Origin of the sequence: Pseudomonas helleri (assembly GCF_009600315.1) — a bacterium.
GTDB lineage: Bacteria > Pseudomonadota > Gammaproteobacteria > Pseudomonadales > Pseudomonadaceae > Aquipseudomonas > Aquipseudomonas helleri_A.
Window position 1 is genome coordinate 21,319 of sequence record NZ_WIWC01000002.1, and the last position, 20,830, is coordinate 42,148.

At 56.6% G+C, this 20,830-nt stretch carries 15 protein-coding genes; 7 read left to right on the forward strand and 8 right to left on the reverse strand.

Annotated features, from left to right (window positions below):
* The first annotated feature begins 37 nt into the window (after nt 1–37).
* From ptsP to GHN86_RS01435, 3 genes are read left to right on the forward strand one after another with little or no spacing between them, the layout of a single operon-like run.
* Nucleotides 38–2,899, forward strand: coding sequence for a phosphoenolpyruvate--protein phosphotransferase (gene ptsP, locus GHN86_RS01425; protein WP_153386009.1), 2,862 nt, complete (start codon nt 38–40; stop codon nt 2,897–2,899).
* A complete protein-coding gene (gene pfkB / locus GHN86_RS01430) occupies nt 2,899–3,840 on the forward strand; it encodes a 1-phosphofructokinase (protein WP_153381402.1) in 942 nt (313 codons plus the stop codon). The genes ptsP and pfkB overlap by 1 nt, the downstream gene beginning before the upstream one ends.
* Nucleotides 3,841–3,851: 11 nt before the next feature.
* Nucleotides 3,852–5,588, forward strand: coding sequence for a PTS fructose-like transporter subunit IIB (locus GHN86_RS01435; protein WP_153386011.1), 1,737 nt, complete (start codon nt 3,852–3,854; stop codon nt 5,586–5,588).
* Between the two features lie 100 nt (nt 5,589–5,688).
* Here GHN86_RS01435 and GHN86_RS01440 read toward each other — a convergent pair whose 3' ends face one another.
* The 3 genes from GHN86_RS01440 to GHN86_RS01450 form a co-directional block, all read right to left on the reverse strand.
* Complete coding sequence (locus tag GHN86_RS01440) at nt 5,689–6,051, reverse strand: endonuclease domain-containing protein (protein WP_153381400.1); 363 nt, start codon at nt 6,049–6,051, stop codon at nt 5,689–5,691.
* A gap of 393 nt (nt 6,052–6,444) precedes the next feature.
* Nucleotides 6,445–8,991 carry a sulfite reductase flavoprotein subunit alpha gene (locus tag GHN86_RS01445; RefSeq protein ID WP_323369944.1) on the reverse strand — a complete coding sequence of 849 codons (2,547 nt, stop codon included), beginning with the start codon at nt 8,989–8,991 and terminating at the stop codon, nt 6,445–6,447.
* Between the two features lie 89 nt (nt 8,992–9,080).
* Complete coding sequence (locus tag GHN86_RS01450; RefSeq protein WP_153381399.1) at nt 9,081–11,393, reverse strand: TonB-dependent receptor; 2,313 nt, start codon at nt 11,391–11,393, stop codon at nt 9,081–9,083.
* 218 nt (nt 11,394–11,611) lie between these two features.
* Here GHN86_RS01450 and GHN86_RS01455 point away from each other — a divergent pair, with 218 nt between their 5' ends.
* The 4 genes from GHN86_RS01455 (at nt 11,612) to GHN86_RS01470 (ending at nt 15,482) form a co-directional block, all read left to right on the forward strand.
* Nucleotides 11,612–12,292 (forward strand): Fe2+-dependent dioxygenase, encoded by a 681-nt coding sequence (locus GHN86_RS01455; protein ID WP_153381398.1) that lies wholly within the window; start codon nt 11,612–11,614, stop codon nt 12,290–12,292.
* A gap of 3 nt (nt 12,293–12,295) precedes the next feature.
* Nucleotides 12,296–13,060 carry a tetratricopeptide repeat protein gene (locus GHN86_RS01460; RefSeq protein WP_153381397.1) on the forward strand — a complete coding sequence of 255 codons (765 nt, stop codon included), beginning with the start codon at nt 12,296–12,298 and terminating at the stop codon, nt 13,058–13,060.
* 180 nt (nt 13,061–13,240) lie between these two features.
* Nucleotides 13,241–14,449 carry an alpha-xenorhabdolysin family binary toxin subunit A gene (locus GHN86_RS01465; protein ID WP_153381396.1) on the forward strand — a complete coding sequence of 403 codons (1,209 nt, stop codon included), beginning with the start codon at nt 13,241–13,243 and terminating at the stop codon, nt 14,447–14,449.
* A 19-nt stretch (nt 14,450–14,468) separates the two neighbouring features.
* The gene (locus GHN86_RS01470) at nt 14,469–15,482 is read left to right on the forward strand and encodes an alpha-xenorhabdolysin family binary toxin subunit B (protein ID WP_153386013.1); all 1,014 of its coding nucleotides are present in this window, start codon (nt 14,469–14,471) and stop codon (nt 15,480–15,482) included.
* A gap of 83 nt (nt 15,483–15,565) precedes the next feature.
* On the opposite strand, the gene GHN86_RS01475 is transcribed toward GHN86_RS01470, so the two are convergent.
* From GHN86_RS01475 to GHN86_RS01495, 5 genes are all read right to left on the reverse strand, one after another.
* The gene (locus GHN86_RS01475) at nt 15,566–16,729 is read right to left on the reverse strand and encodes a type III PLP-dependent enzyme (RefSeq protein WP_153381394.1); all 1,164 of its coding nucleotides are present in this window, start codon (nt 16,727–16,729) and stop codon (nt 15,566–15,568) included.
* 507 nt (nt 16,730–17,236) lie between these two features.
* Complete coding sequence (locus GHN86_RS01480; RefSeq protein WP_153381393.1) at nt 17,237–18,394, reverse strand: betaine/proline/choline family ABC transporter ATP-binding protein; 1,158 nt, start codon at nt 18,392–18,394, stop codon at nt 17,237–17,239.
* Nucleotides 18,391–19,044 (reverse strand): ABC transporter permease, encoded by a 654-nt coding sequence (locus tag GHN86_RS01485; protein ID WP_153386015.1) that lies wholly within the window; start codon nt 19,042–19,044, stop codon nt 18,391–18,393. The genes GHN86_RS01480 and GHN86_RS01485 overlap by 4 nt, the downstream gene beginning before the upstream one ends.
* A gap of 14 nt (nt 19,045–19,058) precedes the next feature.
* Nucleotides 19,059–19,952, reverse strand: coding sequence for a glycine betaine ABC transporter substrate-binding protein (locus GHN86_RS01490; protein WP_153381391.1), 894 nt, complete (start codon nt 19,950–19,952; stop codon nt 19,059–19,061).
* A gap of 25 nt (nt 19,953–19,977) precedes the next feature.
* Entirely contained in the window at nt 19,978–20,694 is a 717-nt protein-coding gene (locus tag GHN86_RS01495) for an ABC transporter permease (protein WP_323369459.1), read from the reverse strand.
* Nucleotides 20,695–20,830: the final 136 nt, after the last annotated feature.

A 20,830-nucleotide genomic window follows, 5' to 3' on the forward strand; every position in this document is an offset into this window, starting at 1 on the left:
ATACCTGGCGCCACAGAGTGCCGGAAAAGGAGAACGCATGCTCGAACTCACCATAGAGCAGATTTCCATGGGCCAAACGGCTGTGGATAAGTCTGCGGCGCTGCAATTACTCGCGGATAAACTGGTCGCCGATGGGTTGGTGGCTGAAGGTTATCTACAGGGCTTGCAAGCGCGTGAGGCTCAAGGTTCGACCTTTTTGGGCCAGGGTATTGCCATTCCCCACGGCACTCCGGACACCCGTGAGCTGGTGCATGCCACCGGCGTGCGTTTGTTGCAGTTCCCTGAGGGCGTGGATTGGGGCGATGGCCAAATCGTCTATCTGGCGATTGGCATTGCCGCCAAGTCCGACGAACATTTGCGTTTGCTGCAATTGCTCACCCGTGCCCTTGGCGAGACTGACCTGGGCCAGGCGTTGCGCCGTGCCAGCACACCCGAGGCCTTGCTCAAGTTGCTTCAGGGCGCCCCGCAGGAATTGGCGCTGGACGCGCAGATGATTGGTCTGGGCGTATCGGCGGATGACTTCGAAGAGCTGGTATGGCGCGGCGCACGCCTGCTGCGCCAGGCCGACTGCGTCAGCAATGGCTTTGCCGCCGTGCTGCAACAAGTGGAAGCCTTGCCGCTGGGCGATGGTCTGTGGTGGCTGCACAGCGAGCAAACCGTCAAGCGTCCGGGGCTGGCGTTCGTGACCCCGGACAAGCCGATCCGTTATTTGGGCCAGCCCCTGAGCGGTTTGTTTTGTCTGGCCAGCCTGGGCGAAGCGCATCAAGCCCTGCTCGAACGTTTGTGTGCGTTACTGATTGAAGGGCGAGGCCATGAACTGGGCCGCGCCACCAGCCGTCGCGCAGTGCTCGAAGTGCTGGGCGGCGAGTTGCCGGCAGACTGGCCGAGCGCCCGCATTACCTTGCCCAATGCCCACGGCTTGCACGCGCGCCCGGCGAAAATTCTGGCGCAACTGGCCAAAAGTTTCGACGGCGACATCCGCGTGCGTATTGTCGATGGCCAAGACTCGGCGGTGTCCGCCAAAAGTTTGAGCAAACTCCTGAGCCTGGGCGCCCGTCGCGGTCAGGTGCTGGAGTTCGTCGCTGAGCCGAGCATCGCTGACGATGCCTTGCCAGCCATTTTGGCCGCCATTGAAGAAGGCCTCGGCGAAGAAGTCGAGCCGCTGCCAGCTGAAACCGAAGCGGCGCCGGTGGTGGCAGACATTGCCACGGTATTGACTGCACCCGCCGCTGGCAGCGTGCTTCAGGCCATCCCGGCAGCCCCCGGCATTGCAGTGGGCCCGGCGCATATTCAAGTGCTGCAAATGCTGGATTATCCGCTGCGTGGCGAATCGTCCGTGGTGGAGCGCGAGCGTCTGCAAAAAGCGCTGGCGGATGTGCGACAGGACATTGACGGGCTGATTCAACGCAGCCAATCCAAGGCCATTCGCGAAATTTTTATCACCCATCAGGAAATGCTCGACGACCCTGAGCTGACCGACGAAGTCGACAGTCGCCTTAAACAAGGCGAAAGCGCGGAAGCGGCGTGGATGTCGGTCATCGAAGCGGCTGCGCTCAAGCAAGAGTCCTTGCAGGATGCGTTGCTGGCCGAGCGGGCTGCCGATTTGCGCGATATTGGTCGCCGTGTGCTGGCGCAACTGTGCGGTGTCGAAACCCCGCCCGAACCCGACCAGCCTTATGTGTTGGTAATGGATGAGGTAGGCCCCTCGGATGTCGCCCGCCTTGATCCGGCACGGGTTGCCGGTATTTTGACCGCCCGCGGCGGCGCGACCGCACACAGCGCCATTGTGGCCAGAGCGCTGGGTATTCCGGCGTTGGTGGGAGCGGGCGACAGCGTCTTGCTGCTGGCGCCCGGTACGCCGTTGTTGATCGACGGGCAGCGCGGTCGCCTGCATGTCTCCCCGGATGCCGAGGCCTTGCAGCGCGCCACTCAAGAACGCGACACCCGCGAGCTGCGCTTGCAGGCTGCTGCCGAGCGCCGTCATGAACCCGCCGTCACTCAAGACGGTCACGCGGTCGAAGTGTTTGCCAATATCGGTGAGAGCAAAGGCGTCGCCAGTGCGGTGGAGCAGGGCGCGGAAGGCATTGGCCTGCTGCGTACCGAGCTGATTTTCATGGCTCACTCCCAAGCGCCCGACGAAGCCACCCAGGAAGCCGAATACCGTCGCGTACTCGATGGGCTTGAGGGGCGTCCTTTGGTCGTGCGCACGCTGGATGTGGGCGGTGACAAACCGTTGCCTTACTGGCCCATCGAGAAAGAAGAAAATCCGTTTTTGGGCGTGCGCGGCATTCGTCTGACGCTGCAACGTCCGCAAATAATGGAAAGCCAATTGCGTGCTCTGTTGCGCTCGGCGGATAACCGTCCACTGCGCATCATGTTCCCTATGGTGGGTAGCGTTGCTGAATGGCGCGCGGCGAGGGAGATGACCGAGCGCTTGCGTCTGGAAATACCGGTGGCTGATTTGCAGTTGGGCATCATGATCGAAGTGCCATCGGCGGCCTTGCTGGCGCCGGTTTTGGCCAAGGAAGTCGACTTCTTCAGCGTCGGCACTAACGACTTGACCCAGTACACATTGGCCATCGACCGGGGGCATCCGACCTTGTCGGCGCAGGCGGATGGTCTGCATCCAGCGGTGCTGCAACTGATCGACATCACCGTGCGAGCCGCCCATGCCCATGGCAAATGGGTGGGTGTATGCGGCGAACTGGCGGCCGACCCGCTGGCGGTGCCGGTATTGGTAGGGCTTGGCGTTGACGAGTTGAGCGTGTCGGCGCGCAGCATTCCCGAGGTCAAGGCGCGGGTGCGTGAATTGTCGATGGATCGCCTGAAAACCCTGGCCGCTGATGCGTTGAGCGTGGGCAGCCCGGATGAAGTTCGTGCTTTGGTGGAAGCGCTCTAATGGCCAGAATACTGACTGTCACCCTCAATCCTGCGCTGGATGTGACCGTGCGTGTGTCGCATCTGGTTCCCGGCGAAGTCAATCGCAGCCAGTCCTCTGTGACGCATGCGGCCGGTAAAGGCGTGAACGTTGCGCAAGTGCTCGCTGATTTGGGCCATACCCTGACCGTTAGCGGTTTTCTCGGTGAGGATAACCCGCACGCGTTTGAAGCCTTATTTGAGCATCGCGGTTTCGTCGACGCGTTTATCCGCGTGCCGGGCGAGACGCGCAGCAACATTAAACTGGCGGAAGACGACGGCCGTGTCACCGACCTTAACGGGCCAGGGCCGTTGGTCAGCGAGCTGGCGCAGCAAGCCTTGCTCGACAAACTCGACCAGATTGGCGCCAGCCACGATGCTGTTGTCGTGGCGGGCAGCTTGCCGCGTGGCGTCAGTGCGCAGTGGTTGCGTGAATTGTTGCTGCGCCTCAAGGCGATGGGTTTGAAGGTGGTGTTTGACAGCAGCGGTGAAGCCTTGAAAGAAGGCCTGAGTGCAGGGCCGTGGTTGATCAAACCTAACACCGAAGAGCTGAGCGACGCGCTGGGCTGTGATGTGAGTGATCTTGCAGCGCAGGTGGGTGCAGCCACTCAATTGCTGGCCAAGGGCATTGAGCATGTCGTGATTTCCGACGGTGCGCAGGGTGTTAACTGGTTTAGCCGTCGTGCGGCCTTGCATGCACAGCCGCCCAAGGTTCGCGTGGCCAGCACGGTCGGTGCGGGAGACTCGTTGCTGGCGGGCATGCTGCACGGTTTGATCAGCGGCCACAGCCCTGAACAGACCTTGTGTACGGCCACCGCGATTGCGGCGATGGCGGTCACCCAGATTGGTTTTGGTATCAGCGATGCGGTGCAGTTAGCGACGCTCGAAAGTGGCGTGCGCGTGCGCCCCCTGACAAAAGAATAAAAGGAATCCACATGAAATTAGCCATAGTGACGGGCTGCCCCAACGGCATGGTGACCAGCGTGCTGTGTGCTCGCCTGCTGGATGCAGCGGCGCAGCGTCAGGGCTGGAGCACCAGCGTTGAAGTGCATGATCCAAAACACCCCGAACGCCAATTGTCGAAAGCAATAATCGACGAAGCCGAATGGGTGCTGGTGGTGAGTAGCACGCCATTGGACATGCAGCGTTTTATCGGCAAGCGAGTGTTTCAGTGCACCCCGGCGCAAGCGCTGCAAGATGTAGAAGCCGTGGTTCAGCGTGGCGTCAAAGAGGCCGAAGTGTACGTCGCGCCTGTGCAGACCGTTGAGACAGAAAAACCGCAGAACGCGCCAAAAATTGTGGCAGTCACAGCGTGCCCGACAGGTGTTGCGCACACCTTCATGGCCGCCGAGGCTTTGCAACAGGCGGCTAAACGCTTGGGGTACGACTTGCAGGTCGAAACCCAAGGCTCTGTAGGGGCGCGCAACCCCCTGAGTGAGCAGGCCATCCGCGACGCCGATGTGGTGCTGTTGGCCGCCGATATTGAAGTGCCTACAGAGCGTTTCGCCGGAAAGAAGATTTACCGTTGCGGCACGGGTATCGCCTTGAAACAGGCCGAAGCTACGCTGAACAAAGCGTTGAGCGAAGGCCAGCAAGAGAGCGCTGCTGCGGGCGGTGGAGCTGCGCCCAAGCAAGAAAAAACCGGCATCTACAAACACCTGCTCACAGGTGTGTCGTTCATGTTGCCGATGGTGGTGGCGGGCGGCTTGTTGATTGCATTGTCGTTTGTGTTCGGCATCGAGGCTTACAAGGAGCCGGGTACATTGGCGGCGGCGCTGATGCAAATCGGCGGTGATGACGCGTTCAAGCTGATGGTGCCGTTGCTGGCGGGTTATATCGCTTATTCGATTGCCGACCGTCCGGGCCTGGCGCCGGGGATGATTGGCGGCTTGCTGGCGAGCACTTTGGGTGCCGGGTTTATCGGCGGGATCATTGCCGGATTTATAGCGGGATATTGTGCCAAGGCGATTAATCGCTATGCGAAGTTGCCGCAAAGCCTGGAAGCGCTGAAGCCGATTTTGATCATCCCATTGTTTGCCAGCCTGTTCACCGGGTTGGTGATGATCTACGTGGTGGGCAAACCTGTTGCGGGGATGCTGGAGGGTTTGACCCATTTTCTGGACAGCATGGGCACCACCAACGCGATTTTGTTGGGGGTACTGCTGGGCGGCATGATGTGTGTTGACCTGGGTGGGCCGATCAACAAGGCGGCGTATGCGTTTTCGGTGGGGCTGCTGGCGTCGCAAAGTTATGCGCCGATGGCTGCCACGATGGCAGCGGGCATGGTGCCGCCTATCGGGTTGGGTATTGCGACGTTTATTGCGCGTCGCAAGTTTGCCCAGACCGAGCGTGAGGCGGGCAAGGCTGCATTGGTGTTGGGGCTTTGCTTTATCTCTGAGGGTGCGATTCCGTTCGCGGCCAAAGACCCGTTGCGGGTCATTCCTGCAAGCATTTTGGGTGGCGCTTTGACGGGGGCGTTGTCGATGTATTTCGGTTGTAAGCTCATGGCGCCGCACGGTGGCTTGTTTGTGCTGCTGATTCCGAACGCGATTAACCATGCGTTGTTGTATTTGCTGGCGATTGTGGCGGGCAGTGTGGTGACGGCGGTGGTGTATGCGCTGATCAAACGCCCGGAGCCGGTGGAGATTGCGCTGGAAACGGCGAAGGCGTGATACCGGTAACCCTCACCCCAACCCTCTCCCAGAGGGAGAGGGGGCTGATCTGCGGCGTTGCGAGATTCTGCTTTTAGTCCCCTCTCCCTTCGGGAGAGGGTTAGGGTGAGGGGCTTTTGATTTTCTGCTGTGCTTTACGCCATATTTCCTGCAATACCCCCTCGGTCTCCACCAGCACCTGCCGGTTATCAAACCGCAGCATCTCAATTCCCAAACTACTTAAATACTGACTTCGCCGCTGGTCATAACCGCGCTGCTCAGGCGTGAAATGCTGACTGCCATCCAGCTCAACAACCAATTGCAGTTCAACGCAGTAAAAGTCCAGCACATAAGGCGGGCAGGGATGTTGGCGTCTGAACTTCAAATCCAGTACTTGTCGGGCGCGCAGTTTTTGCCATATCAGTCGTTCACAGTCGGTTTGCTGCAAGCGTAATTGGCGGGCGAATTGATGGAGCGTGGGCATGCTTCACGTCCTTGTGAAGGTGGGTGTCTGAGACAGTCTAGTTGCTGTCCGCCCTCACCCCAGCCCTCTCCCTGAGGGAGAGGGGGCTGATCTGTGGCGTTGCGAGATTCTGCTTTTGCTTTTAGTCCCCTCTCCCTCCGGGAGAGGGTTAGGGTGAGGGGCTTTTGATTTTCTGCTGTGCTTTACGCCATATTTCCTGCAATACCCCCTCGGTCTCCATCAGCACCTGCCGGTTATTAAACCGCAGCACCTCAATTCTCAAGCTATTTAAGTCCAGTTGCTGTCAGCCCTCTCCCGGAGGGAGAGGGGGCTGATCTGCGGCGTTGCGAGATTCTGCTTTTGCTTTTAGTCCCCTCTCCCTTTGGGAGAGGGCTAGGGTGAGGGGGCTGTTGTTCAGTACACATCCCGACGATAGCGACCTTGTTCAACCAATGACTCAACCGCCTCGGCACCGAGAATCTCGATCAATACTTGATCCACACCCGTCGCCATCCCTTGCAGGCTGCCGCAGATATAAATGGCAGCACCTTGCGCAACCCAGCGTTTGACCTCTTCAGCCGCTTCACGCAGACGATCCTGAACATAGATTTTCTCAGCTTGATCGCGCGAAAACGCTAAATCCAACCGGCTCAGATCACCACTGGCCAACCATCCTTGTAGCTCTTCGCGAAAGTAGAAGTCATGCGCTTCATTACGCTCGCCGAACAACAACCAGTTGGGCTGCTGGCCCTCGGCGATACGCGCCTTGAGCAAGCTGCGCAAACCCGCCAGTCCAGTGCCGTTACCCAGCAATACCAGCGGGCAGGGTTCACCCGGTAAATGGAAAGCACTGTTGCGCCGCAGACGCAGGCTGATAGCCGAACCTACTTCAGCATGTTCCGTTAACCAGCCCGACCCGAGCCCCAGACTGCCATCAGCATGTCGCTCCTGTCGTACCAGCAATTGCAGCAGGCCGTCTTGCGGGATGGACGCAATGGAGTATTCACGCATGCTCAGCGGGATCAACGAATCCACCAACGCCTGAGCATGCATGCCCACCAGATGGCCACGATTTTCAGGCAGTTGGCGGCTGGCAAGCGCCAGCGCCAGACTTTCGCTCAGACCTTCGAGCTGCACTTGGGTGTCAGGAGACAGACCCAAGCCCTCAAGAAAATGCTCCACTGCCCAGCTCGATTGGCGAGGCATGACGTCGACCAGATCGCCTGCTTGCCACGTATGAGCACCATCAGGTGCCCGCAGCCCCAACAGATAAACCCCGGAACCGCTGCTGTCAGGGTTGAGCAACTCACGTTGCACTAACTCCCAGTTGTTGTAACCGGGGGCCTGCCATTTTGCGCTGGGCGTGACGCCGGTGAGTTGCCCCAGTTGCTGCTGCCAGTGCTGAAGCGCTTGCGGATCACCACTGTCGACCTGAACGGGGGCGAACAACGATTGCGCGCCACGTTCGTTCAGCCATTGGGCAATACGCGTCGCAAAGCCACAGAAATGCGGGTATTGGCGGTCGCCCAGCGCCAGCACCGAATATTTGAGCGTTTCCAGCCCCAGCGGCTGGCCGAGGATTTTGCGTTCAAAGCCGCGTGCGCTGTCTGGTGCTTCGCCGTCACCAAAGGTGCTGACGACAAACAGGGCATTGCTCGCCTGTTGCAGGTCTTGCTGGCTGACCGACCCCAGCGGTTCGACCCGCACCGGCAAACCGGCAGCTTGTAATTGCCCGGCAGTCTGCCACGCCAGTTGCTCTGCAAAACCACTTTGGCTGGCGAAACCGATCAGCCATGAAGGCGCATCGGTATTAGTCGCCTCAACGCCCTGACGTGCCTGTTTGATCTGACGCTTCTTGCGTCGGCGGTCCAGGTACAGCAGCCAACCGGTAATAAAGAACAACGGCATGGTCAGGCTGGCGATAGTAACCAGAATACGTCCGGGCAAACCCCAGAAGCTGCCGGTGTGCAGTGCATAAATACTGGTGAGCAATTGCGCTTTGTAGGTCTTGTCGTCATAGCGCTCGACCTTCTTGATCACTCCTGTGGCCGGGTCGAGCACGATCTGGTTGAAAGCGCGCTCGTGTGGCGAAGAGTTCAAGAGATAAAAGACAGTCGCAGGCTGACCGGCCACGGGCGGCATGCGCACGTTGTACATGGTCAAGTCAGGGCCGGCGGCTTTCTGGATGCTGGCCCATATCGCGTCATAGTCGGCGACCGGCGCCGGGCCAGAAGGCCCACCCTGACCACGCGGGCCACGACCGCCACCTTGGCGTTGTTCACCGCTGGGAGCGTCTGACAGCAGTTTTTGCAGACCCTTGTTATACCACTCGTAAGACCATGACAGGCCAGTCAAGGCGGCCAACAAGTAAAAGACCATGCACCACGTGCCCGCCACCGCGTGCAAGTCCCAGTTGAAGCTGCGACCTTTCTTGGCCCAGTCCAGCGTTAACCAGGTGCGCCAGTTCAAGGCCTTGCGCGGCCAGCGCAGGTACAGTCCCGACAGGCAGAAGAACACCAACATCAAGGTGCAGGCGCCGGTGATCTGGCGTCCGGTCTGACCAATGGCCAAAAAGCGGTGCAGCTGCAACATCAGGTCGAAAAAGCCTTGCCCGGTGGCGTCGCCTTGATAGTTACCGGTGTACGGATCGACGTAACGCAGCTCGCCACGGCGTTGCCCCGGTGGCGGGGTGAGAAAGATCCGCGCAACGCTGTCACTGTCGACACCGACCCACAGCATGGATACGGGTTTGCCTTCTATGGCTTCGACTTTGCGCACCAGTTCGGCGGGAGGCAATACGCCGCTGTCGCGTTTTTCGACCTTGAGTACCGAAGGATTGAGCAGGTTCAGCAACTCGTCCTGAAAAGACACGGTGGCGCCAGTAATGCCCATCAGGGCCAGGATCAACCCTGCGGTTATCCCGAAAAACCAGTGCAACTGAAACAGGGTTTTCTTAAACACTACGACCGCCTTGCTCGCTCAATGGGTGGGGCTTTCACACAAAAGCCCCGGCCATTGAATGGACGGGGCTTGGTCAGCGCTAAACCGGTTTAGAAGTGGACGCTGGTGGTCAACAAGGCTGTACGGCCCGCCGCCTGATTGGCGAAGTGGGTCGAGAAGGCTTTGTCGTAGTAGGTTTTGTCGGTCAGGTTTTGCACGTTCAGTTGCAGGTCAATATTTTTGGTCAGCTTGTAGCTGGCCATGGCGTCGTAGCGGGTATAAGCCGGTACATACGTCGAGTTGGCAACGTTACCAAATACTTCATCCACATAGAACGCGCCGCCGCCCACCGTCAGCTTTGGCGTGATGGCATAAGTTGTCCACAGGCTGGCGCTGTTTTTCGGGGTGTTAGGCAGTTGGTTGCCGTCGGTGGCCTTGTTCAACGGGCCGCCATCTTTCTGTTTGCCATCCAAATAGGTGTAGCCCGCGAACACTTGCCACTTGTCGGTGATTTTACCCGAGGCCGACAGTTCAACACCGTCTACGCGGGTTTTACCGGCGTTTTCGTAGGTGTCAGCGTCAGTTTGTACGCGGGTGTTTTCTTTCTCGGTGCGGAAGATCGCAGCGGTCAGAGACAGGCGATCGTTGAACACATCCCACTTGGTACCGATTTCGTAGTTGGTAGTTTCTTCCGGCTCCATGTCGCTGGCCAGCAGCTTGCCGGTGCGATCCGGTGTGCCTTCCAGGGCGTTGCCTTCCATACCTTCACCCAGCATCGCGCCTGGCGGTGTTGCCGAGGTGGCGTAGGACACGTAGATGCTGCCGTTAGGACGAACCTTCCACACTAGACCCAGCTGGCCGGAGAAGAAGTCGCTGGTGTCAGAACCTTTGTAGGTGGTGGCGCCATCAGCGGTGTACGACTTGTACTTGGTTTCAAAGTGGTCGTAACGCAGGCCCATGTTCAGCAGCCACTCAGGCGTCAGTTCCAGGGTGTCCATCGCGTAAATCGCGCGGGTGGTGCTGGAGGTGTCGGTGCCGGCGTAGTTGCGTGCAATCGAGCCGTTCCAAGGATCATTCGGGTTCGGGTTGCCCAGCGAGGTGCAGTTAAAGCCGCTGGAAGCGCCGACCATGCTTGGCGTGCAGTTAGTGCTGGAGTTGCCCGGGCTGCCCGGTGTGGTATCGGTGTTGACGTCATAGGTCGACTTGCTGCTGGTTTCGCGGCTCAGCTCGATACCGGTCGAGTAGCTGTTTTTGAACCCGGCGATGTACACATCACCAAACAGATCGGTCTGGTTGGTGGTGGTGGCTGTGTTGCTCACGCGGGTATTGGCACGACGCCATACGCTGCCGTTGTTGACGTTGCCTTTACTGTCGTCGGGCTGAGTCAGGATGTAATCCTGCATGCTGTTGCCGTGACGCAAGGTGTTCTTGATGTGCAGGTCTTCGCTGAAGTCGTGCTCAAACGCCAACGTGGTGATGTCGGTGCGCGTTTTGCGGAAATCGCGGTCTTTCAGGCCGTAAAAGTTACTGCTGTCGCCACCGTTGTTCGGGCGGTCAGGGCTGGCGGCGGTGTGGGTTTTACCCACCGAGTAACCGTAAGGAATGCCCGAGTCCGGCAGGTCGTTGCTTTCCATGTGGTAGTAATCAATGTTGACGCGGGTATCCGTGCCCAAGCCAAACGCCAGCGACGGGGCGATACCCCAGCGGTCGTAGTTGACCGAGTCGCGACCGGCCACATTGCTCTCATGGCTCATCAGGTTCAAACGACCCGCAACGGTGTCGCTGAACTGGTAGTTACCGTCCAGTGTGTAGCGTTGAGTCTGGTCCGAACCCCAGGTGTAACCACCGTCGAAGGAGTTACCCAAGTGGGCTTTCTTGCTGACCATGTTGATGGTGCCGCCCGCAGCGCCACGACCGCCGAAGGCCGAGTTCGGGCCTTTGGCAACTTCAATGGATTCTACGGCGAAGATTTCGCGGCTTTGCGCGCCGGTGTCACGTACGCCATCCAGGTAGGTGTCGCCCTGAGCGTCAAAACCACGGATAAATGGACGGTCGCCCTGTGGGTTGCCGCCTTCGCCTGCGCCGAAGGTAACGCCGGGTACGGTACGCAGCGCATCTTGCAGCGAGGTGGCGGCGGTGTCTTTGATCAGTTGCTGCGGGATGATAGTGATCGAACGCGGGGTGTCGATCAGGGGAGCGGTGTACTTCGGCGAGTCGGCTTTTTCAATCTGATAAGACTGTTCAGTCTGCTCGCCCGATACCGTGGTCGCGCCAAGAGAAAGCGTGCTGCCCTGCGCCTTGCTGTCAGTGCTCTCTGCTGCTTGAACCATGTGTGCAGCGGAGGTCGCAGTAATCGCTACACCGATGGCTGAAGCCAGTAAACGCGGTGAGCTGACAGGTATTTTTATAAGTTGGCGCGACATGTGAAGATCCCTTCCCCCAGAATTTGAGCCGCGAAATATAGTGCAAACAATTCCTCCTATCAATTGAGAGCAATTACTATTAGCGCTAAATTTACAATCTTTACACTTTCCCTTTACGGTTTTTTCACGCGTGTTCGTCTATGCGGGCCTTAACAGGGTTTTACACAATCAATAAGAATCAATACCATTGCCATCCCTTTGCTATCAGGTATCGCGCCATGCTGCTGCATATTCCCGGCTTGTTCTCCCGTGAAGAAGTGCTGCGCATTCGCGAGGCGCTGGAGCAGACGGAATGGGCTGACGGTAAAATCACCGCCGGTTTCCAGTCGGCCAAGGCCAAGCACAATCTGCAATTGCCAGAAGGTCATCCGTTGTCCAAGGAAATTGGCGCGGCGATGATTGACCGACTGTGGCAAAACCCGCAGTTCATGTCGGCAGCCTTGCCGCACAAAGTGTTCCCGCCCTTGGTTAATTGCTACACGGGCGGTGGCAGTTTCGACTTTCATATCGACAACGCCGTGCGCCAACCCAAAGGCAGTCCGGAACGTGTGCGCACTGACTTGTCGGCCACCCTGTTTTTCAGCGATCCCGAAGACTACGACGGCGGTGAACTGGTGATTCAGGACACTTACGGTGTGCAGCAGGTCAAATTACCCGCAGGGGATATGGTGCTTTACCCCGGCACCAGTTTGCACAAGGTCAATGCCGTAACCCGTGGTGCCCGCTTCGCATCGTTTTTCTGGACCCAAAGCCTTGTACGTGAAGACAGTCAGCGCACGTTGTTGTACGAAATGGACGGAGCGATTCAGCAACTGACCCGCGACGTGCCGGATCACCCCTCGCTGATCCAGCTCACCGGCACCTACCATAACCTGTTGCGTCGCTGGGTCGAGGTCTGAGCCATGAGCTTTCAACTGCGTCGCCAAGAACAGCTGGATGGTCAGCAACTGACCGCCATGCTGGCTGAAAACCCGGCGCGGGCTGCGCAAGCCATTTTGCTGGCAGCCAAGCAAGGCATCGTTGACGGTCAAGCGTTGCTGGGCCAGATCTTGCTCGATGGCCAAGGCATCGCCCGCGATCCAGTCCTGGCCAGGCGCTGGTTCCAGATTGCAGCCAATGGCGGTCATTTAATGGCCCGCAATATGTTGGGCCGTTGCTGGGAGCATGGCTGGGGCGGCGCTGTGGATTGCGCCAAAGCCAGCCACGAGTACCGACTGGCGGCTGAAGCCGGGCTGGACTGGGGGCTATACAACTTTGCCAACTTGTTGGCCACTGGGCGTGGTGTGGCGCAGGACGTTACAGGCGCACTCAAGTTATACCGGGTGGCAGCGGAGGCGGGACATGCCAAGTCAATGAATCTTGTGGGGCGCTACCTCGAAGAGGGCGTGTATTGCCCGATGGACAAGGCGGCTGCCTGCGAGTGGTACAAGCGCTCGGCCAACGGTGGAGATTTTCGTGGGCAGTTTAGCTATGCCTCAGTGCTGTTGGAGAATGGCCAACTGCAAAGTGCGCTGGTGTGGTATCGCCAAGCCCTTGATAACGGCAATCTGAATTTTCTGCGCGTGGCTTATCCGGCTTTGCGCGCCAGTCGATCTGTCGCAATCCAGGCCGTGTGTGTTGACTATAAAAAACGCCTGGATGAGTTGGAACTTCTGGCGAACAATTGATTAATTAAAATCGTTGTAGTAACACTTGCTTACCCTTCTATTAAAGGCGCTTGTACAGGCCTAATTTCCTGTCTGTGAACGTGCGCATCCTACGTGCACAGTATGATTGTTTACATTGAGTAAATTGATATTGGCACTAACCTCTTGAAAGGGAAGTTAATAAGTATCAAGGAGCGTGATGTGAATAATTTAAAACGTGAAGGTGATTCTGAGAGTATAGAAAACTTAAGTGTGCATGGTGCGGCAAGTTACTTGCCTGAGCAATATTTGAAACTCATGTCGGGCGCCACACCGTCAGGGGTCGATAAAAAAGAACTGGGCTTCTTGATTCGTCGAGGCGATATCGCAAATACGCGCCAGTATGTACGTCATGTACAAACATTGCCAACCAGTTTAAAGGCAGTGCGGAAGCTATTGAATTATGAGTCTTTCGGCGTTCCCGAGCTGGAGCCTGAAAGTATCACGAAGATGCATGTCAGCATCGTTGCGCATGCTAATACGTGGTCCGCACTGGAGACGGGTACAAAAGAATTGGCGAGGCAGTTGGAGAAGTTCTCGTCAGAATTTCTACTGTTCGGCAATGCCTTGCTTGATCTTATTAAAGAGGTCGAGTTAGGTCGGCGTTTAACCGGTACGCTTGAAGATCTGACGGGGCCGGAGTTACAGAGGCTGAGTCAGATGTTGCTTAGTGCTACTGAAAAAAGCGTGGTTTCCAGTTTAAAAACTTACCTGAATATGTTGGAATTACGAACCCAGAATTTTATCAAGCAGGTCAGTGAAGTTGAAAAGCTGGCGAGCATGTTTGAAATCACTTTAACCGATGACTTAATACCGACTCTGCAGATAAAACTCTCGGCCTACAAGTATTCTGGCAAACCCGGTGAACGTGAAGAGTGGATGGATCAGATAGAAGAACTCGATGATCAAATAGAAATTCTGAGTGCCACCTATAAGAAATTGGTGGGGCTAGCTTTTTCGGGAGTGGCTGCAGGCCCTTTAGGTCTCATCATCACGGGTGGGGTATTCGGCGATAAAGCCGAAAAGTGTCGAAAACAGAAGAACCAGCTTATCGAACAAAGAAAAGCTGTAAGAGAAAAAGTGAAAGAGTCGGATCGGATCTCAGACTTGCTGGACGGGTTGCAGCAGCAATTTGTTGACCTGCAAGGGCGAATGTTCTCCGCTGAAGTGGGGGCTAAACAATTGTCACAAGTGTGGGCTTATATTGCCCGTTATCTGGAAGAGGCGAGGGATGAGCTCGATCAGGTGGATAACATGGCCGAATTGCACTTGTTTGCCCTTAATTTGTCTTTGGTGATTAATCCTTGGCGCAGTATAAAAGATTATTCAGCTCAGATTTCCAATGCCTTTAATGAACTGATCAAGCCGTAATTGCATAAGGAGACCTCACGTGAACGGAATCACTTCTTTGAATCTATACCCGTCGTTGAACATGACCGCTATTCAATCTGCCATGTCCCTGTTTAATCAGGTGGTGAGCAGTAATTACTATGTGTTTCTTCCAGGTTTGCAAGAGCGTGTCGTGGCGGGGAGTGCAATGATGAACCATCATGGCCGTGCCTTGGTAGTCGAGGTTATGAAGCTGGAAGTCAAAATTTCGAATTCGGGCATTGGCGACATTGCAGCACAATACCGCGAGCTGAGTGAATCAAACGCTGTGACCGAGGCAGTGAAGAGTAAAGGCATGGAGAGTCTATATTTCCTCAGCAAGAAGCGGTTGCTAAGTGTGATAACAAAAGCCGAAGAGACTCGATTGGCGGTGCATGCGTTAAAACAGGAATTTAACGCGTTAAGCCTTGATCATTATGCAAGCGAGTTACTTGACTATGATGAAAGCCGTTTAAAGATACTGCACGCACGCGAGGCGTCATTACAAACGCAGCGTGAAAAAATAGTGGCAGACCTGCAGGCACTTAAAGCGGCAGATGCCGACTTGGGGACTGATTTTTGGCTAGAACAAACCAAATCATTACTGCCCACGCCTGAAGAAGTGGAGCTGTTGGTTTCGATTGCAATCGTACCCAAAGTCGATGCCCAGATTATCCAACTGGCATTGCAGCGATTAGGCCAATATGTTGACCTTATAGCTGAAGTGGCAAAGCGTTCGTCTCTCGCGCAGGCGATTATGAAAGCTTCAGGAAAATTAACCGCCAATACCCGTGAACGCTTAGATAACCAGGAAAAAATCCAGGTGTTGCAGGCACGAAAAGAAAGGGTTGAAGCTTATGATTGTCTGCTGGAAGCCAAGGCCCAGTGGGTGGGGCAAGTCGGCAACGTCTTAGAATGTGTAGAAATTTTTTTGAGAGAGTGCCGGTTATTTCAAACGGCAGAAGCGGTGGAGATGCGCCGGTTATACGATCACTTTTTGACCTTTGAACAGATGCTCCGTCAGGTACGTGTGTAAAAGGGGCAGAACAAAGCCGGGTGAAGGGTTATGAACATGGCGCCCATGAAATGTTCCTCATGGGCGCCATGACGATTCGCTACTTATAGATAGAACGATTTCAACGGTGGGAAGCCATTGAATTCAACTGCACTGTAGCTGGTGGTGTAAGCACCGGTCGACAGCCAGTACAAGCGGTCGCCAATGGCCAGGTTCAGCGGCAGACCGTATTTGTAATTTTCATACATGATGTCGGCGCTGTCGCAGGTAGGGCCGGCGATGACGACTTCTTCCATCTCGCCTTTCTTTTCAGTCCAGATCGGGAATTTGATGGCTTCGTCCATCGTTTCGATAAGGCCCGAAAATTTGCCCACGTCCGTGTACACCCAACGCTCGACGGCGGTGCGTGATTTACGCGCGACTAATACCACTTCACTGACCAGAATGCCGGCGTTGGCAATTAGCGAGCGGCCTGGCTCCAGAATGATTTCTGGCAGGTCATCACCGAAGTCATCTTTCAGGAAACGGATGATTTCTTCAGCGTAGGTTTCCAGACTGTTGGTGCGGGTAATGTAGTTGGCCGGGAAGCCACCGCCCATGTTGATCAGTTTGAGGACAATGCCGTCTTCTTCTTTCAGACGCTCGAAGATCACTTTGACCTTGGCAATCGCCGCGTCCCACACACCGATGTCGCGTTGCTGCGAACCCACGTGGAAGGAAATGCCGTAAGGCACCAGGCCCAGTTCGCGAGCCAGAATCAGCAGGTCCATGGCCATGTCAGTCTGGCAGCCGAACTTGCGTGACAGTGGCCAATCAGCCGTGGTCGAGCCTTCGGTAAGGATGCGCACGTAAATTTTTGAGCCGGGTGCGGCCTTGGCAATGTTGCGCAAGTCGGCTTCGGAGTCGGTGGAGAACAGACGCACGCCTTTCTCGTAGAAATAACGGATGTCTTTGGATTTCTTGATGGTGTTGCCGTAGCTGATGCGATCGGGGCTGACGCCACGGTCCATGACTTTATCCAGCTCGTAGATCGACGCGATGTCGAAGCTCGAACCTTTGTCGCGCAGCAGATCAATGATTTCGACGGCCGGGTTGGCCTTCACCGCGTAATACACCTTGGCGAATTCGAAACCTGCGCGCAGGTCGTCATAAGCCTTGCTGATCATGGCGGTGTCGATCACCACGAACGGGGTTTCCTGGGTGTCAGCGAACGCCTTCATTTTGTTGAAGGTGTCGCGCGCGTAATAGTCTTCGACCTGGATCGACATGCTGGGGAACTCCTGTGGCAAACGTCATCAATAAATGGGTGCAGCTGAACATCCTCCGTATCCCCACTTTGGTTCGCCTACTTCCCAAGGCATGTCCGCCGAAAGCAAATAAGGTAAATGAACCTTGCTGTCTCGTCGTCAGTACTTGAGCCGGATGGATCGTTTCCAGCATGGATGTTCGGCGCGAACTTTAGGGCGTGGGAGCCTTGAGATCAACAAAAAATGTCGCGTTTTTGCACGGGTTTGTCGGGGGGATAAATGTCGGCCCTTTGTGTAACCGACTGTGATGTCAGTGCAGAGTTCACGCAGGAGAAAATCAAAAGCCCCTCACCCCAACCCTCTCCCACGGGGAGAGGGAGCTAATGTGGGGCGTTGCGCAATTCAGCTTTTGACATTAGTCCCCTCTCCCCCGGGGAGAGGGAACTGATTTAGGGAGTTGCGCAATTCGGCTTTTGACTTTAGTCCCCTCTCCCTCCGGGAGAGGGTTAGGGTGAGGGGGGCAATGGATCAGGCCATCGCTGTTTCAGCGGGCGACACAATGCTGCTCTTGGCCCCACGCGAGCGACCAGAACTCAGGTATGCCGCAATCGACTCTTGTGTCACTTCACCCTGGAACACGCGCTCGGGGTCCATCACCGGCAACCACGAACGGTTGAACTCGTACATGCGCGACAGCAGGATGCGCAAGTGTTCTTCCGACGCAGCAGTGGCGGTGAACTCCCGCAGGAACTGGCCACAGGTGCCGGTCTGACGGTGCAAGTCGCGTCGACGTACATAGCCCAGCGCCTTGTTGTCGCCATCAGTGACCACAACATAACGGCGGTCCAGTTCGTCCATCAATTCCAGCGCTTCGCCCACCGGTGTTTCCGGGCTTACCGACGGTGCGTTGTCGGCCGCATCTTCTGCCTTGACCAACAACAGGCGCTTGAGCGTGCTGTCCTGACCTACAAAGTTGCTGACAAATTCATCCGCTGGATGCGCCAGCAAGGTGTCTGGGTGATCCATCTGCAGCAGTTTGCCGCCACGGAAAATGGCGATTTTGTCGCCCAGCTTGATGGCTTCGTCGATGTCATGGCTGACCATGATCACGGTCTTGTTCAGGGCCCGCTGCATCTCGAAAAATTCGTTCTGGATCATCTCGCGGTTGATCGGATCGACCGCACCAAACGGCTCATCCATCAACAGCAGCGGGGCGTCAGCCGCCAATGCGCGAATCACGCCGATACGCTGCTGCTGGCCACCGGACAACTCACGCGGGTAGCGATGCAAATACTGCTTGGGTTCCAGCTTGATCATGCTCATCAGTTCGCGAGCGCGCTCATGGCACTTTTGCTTGTCCCAGCCCAGCAGGCGCGGAACGACGGTGATGTTTTCTTCGATGGTCATGTTCGGGAACAGACCGATCTGCTGGATCACATAGCCGATATTGCGACGCAGCGTCACCGGGTCGAGGTCGGTGGTGTCTTCGCCGTTGATCAGAATCTTGCCGGAGGTCGGCTTGATCAGGCGGTTGATCATTTTCAGCGTGGTGCTTTTACCGCAACCCGAGGGCCCCAGGAATACACAGATTTCGCCTTCGTTGACGGTCAGGCTTACCGAGTCCACGGCCTTTACATCTTTGCCGTTGCTTTGGAATGTTTTGCTGAGGTTTTGAAGTTCGATCATTTGAGCAGTCCTTTTGGAGTCAGCGAGCGTTGCAGCCATTGCAGAAACAGGTCAGCGATGATGGCCAGAACACTGACCAACACGGCGCCGACGATCAGCATCGACATGTCGCTACGGCTGATTGCAGCAAGAATAAGTACACCCAGACCACCGGCACCGATGGTGGCGGCAATGGTCATGACACCGATGTTCATGACCACGGCGGTACGCACGCCGGCCAGAATCACCGGCACCGCGATGGGCAGTTCGACCATGCGCAGGCGCTGGCTGAAAGTCATGCCGATGCCGCGTGCGGCTTCGCGAATACCCGGTTCCACGCCGGTTAGGGCCAGGAAGGTGTTGCGCATGATCGGCAGCAGTGAATACAGGAACACCGCGGTAATGGCTGGCATCGGGCCAAGGCCTTGGCCGAACTTGGAGTAGAGCGGCAGCAGCAGGCCAAACAGGGCAATCGACGGGATGGTCAGCAGCACCGTGGCACTGGCTTGTAGCGGGCCGGCGAGTGACGGGAAGCGTGTCATCAAGACACCCAGTGGAACACCGATCAGGATCGCCAAAACGACGGCGATGCCCACCAATGTGATGTGTTGCAGTGTGAGATGCAGAACCAGTGACCAGTCCATGTGGGAAAAGGCGTTTAAAAATTCCATGTCTTCTCCTCGGTTCAGTTCAGTGGGTGCTGGCGCAGAAAATCTGCGGCGACTTTGGACGGGCTTTCGTGATCGACGTCGACTCGGGCGTTCAGTTGACGCATGGTTTCATCGTCGAACAGATCGGCCAGTGGCTTGAGCAAACCTTCGAGCTCCGGGTGCTTGTCCAGATAGGCTTTACTCACCACCGGCGCTGCGGTGTAGTCCGGGAAGTAGTGCATGTCGTCTTCAAGCAATTTGAGGTTGAAGGCGCTCAAGCGGCCGTCCGTGGTGTAAACCAGGCCGGCAAACACCTGACCGTTTTTCAGCGCGGTGTAGACCAGCCCGGCGTCCATCTGGCGGATATTGCGGCGCGTCAGGTCCATGTCATAAAGCTTGACCATGCCCTGCAAACCGTCAGAGCGGTTAGCAAACTCGGTGTCCAGTGCCACCAGCGCATCTTTGTTTTGCGGATCGCGCAGGGCCTTGTTCAGGTCGCTGACGCTGTTGATCTGCGGAAATTCCTCGGCCACTTTCTGTGGCAAGGCCAGCGCGTAGGTATTGCTGAACTTGGACGGATGCAGCCAGATCAGGCCTTTTTTGGCATCCAGCTCTTTAACCCGGTCGTAGGATTGCTGGCTGTCGAGTTTGTCGGTTACGTGGTTGTAAGCCACCAGTGACACACCGGTGTATTCCCACACCATGTCCAGTTGCCCGGTTTCATGGGCCGAACGGGCCAGGCTACTGCCCAAACCGCCGGTGACTTGTGCGTTGTAGCCCTTGCTGTTGAGGTATTGCGAGGTGATTTCAGCGAGCAGCGTTTGCTCGGTAAATACCCGCGCCCCAATGCGAATCAAGGGTTTTTCTGCAGCCTGGACAATGCCTGCGCACAGCAGAACGCAGCCCAGTAAAAAGCTAATTTTTTTCATGCTTATTCCTTTGCTCAGCCAGACCTTAAGCAGGTCGCAGACCGCGTTCCAACCAGCGACGGCTGATGAGAATCACCAGGCCATCGAGCAGCAATGCCAACAGCGCGGTACACGCGGCGCCAAGGATCAATTGCGGCTGATTGTTGAGGGCGATGCCGGGGAAAATCAGGCTGCCCAGGCTGTTGGCGCCGATCAGGAACGCCAGCGGTGCAGTACCGACGTTGATCGCCAGTGCCACGCGCACACCGCCCATGATGATGGGCACGGCGTTGGGCATTTCGACCCGCCAGAGTACTTGGCGCGGGGTCATGCCGATGCCGACGGCGGCTTCTTTGAGCGAACCCTGTACGTTTTTCAGGCCTTCATAAGTGTTGCGCACAATGGGCAGCAACGAAGCGAGAAACAGGGCGAAGATGGCCGGACCGCTGCCGATACCCAGAAAACCCAGTGCAATGGCCAATACGGCCAGCGGCGGGACGGTGTTACCGATGTTGAACACCTGCATGAAACGCTCGGCGCGGGCGGCCATGCTTGGTCTGCTGAGAAAAATCCCGGCGGGTATCCCTACAAGGAGGGCGGCAAACATTGAAGCGAGTACGAGGTACAGATGGGCTTGCAGATAGAACAACAAATCATCTTGATAGCGTTCGATAGTGCTGATGCCGATCCAGTGGACCAACAGGGCCAGAAGCGCGATAACGATCACACTTCCTATAAGCCCTTTTCCATAGCGATTAGCCACAGGCGGACTCCTTTTTTTTAGTCGGCGGACACATTGTCGCGTGGCAACGCCATTCCTGGCTGCCGACAATGGGTTCGCGAAAAGCAACAGGTCGTGGCGAAAAAAACGCCGTCATCACCTGTCATTAGCGCAGCCT

Excerpts from the sequence above, each read along its gene's own strand:
- GHN86_RS01440 (WP_153381400.1), bottom strand. The coding sequence starts at position 6,051 with ATGCCCACGCTCCATCAATTCGCCCGCCAATTACGCTTGCAGCAAACC.
- GHN86_RS01480 (WP_153381393.1), bottom strand. The coding sequence starts at position 18,394 with ATGATCGAACTTCAAAACCTCAGCAAAACATTCCAAAGCAACGGCAAA.
- GHN86_RS01460 (WP_153381397.1), top strand. The coding sequence starts at position 12,296 with ATGAGCTTTCAACTGCGTCGCCAAGAACAGCTGGATGGTCAGCAACTG.
- GHN86_RS01485 (WP_153386015.1), bottom strand. The coding sequence starts at position 19,044 with ATGGAATTTTTAAACGCCTTTTCCCACATGGACTGGTCACTGGTTCTG.
- GHN86_RS01455 (WP_153381398.1), top strand. The coding sequence starts at position 11,612 with ATGCTGCTGCATATTCCCGGCTTGTTCTCCCGTGAAGAAGTGCTGCGC.
- GHN86_RS01435 (WP_153386011.1), top strand. The coding sequence starts at position 3,852 with ATGAAATTAGCCATAGTGACGGGCTGCCCCAACGGCATGGTGACCAGC.
- GHN86_RS01450 (WP_153381399.1), bottom strand. The coding sequence starts at position 11,393 with ATGTCGCGCCAACTTATAAAAATACCTGTCAGCTCACCGCGTTTACTG.
- GHN86_RS01490 (WP_153381391.1), bottom strand. The coding sequence starts at position 19,952 with ATGAAAAAAATTAGCTTTTTACTGGGCTGCGTTCTGCTGTGCGCAGGC.
- GHN86_RS01475 (WP_153381394.1), bottom strand. The coding sequence starts at position 16,729 with ATGTCGATCCAGGTCGAAGACTATTACGCGCGCGACACCTTCAACAAA.
- ptsP (WP_153386009.1), top strand. The coding sequence starts at position 38 with ATGCTCGAACTCACCATAGAGCAGATTTCCATGGGCCAAACGGCTGTG.
- pfkB (WP_153381402.1), top strand. The coding sequence starts at position 2,899 with ATGGCCAGAATACTGACTGTCACCCTCAATCCTGCGCTGGATGTGACC.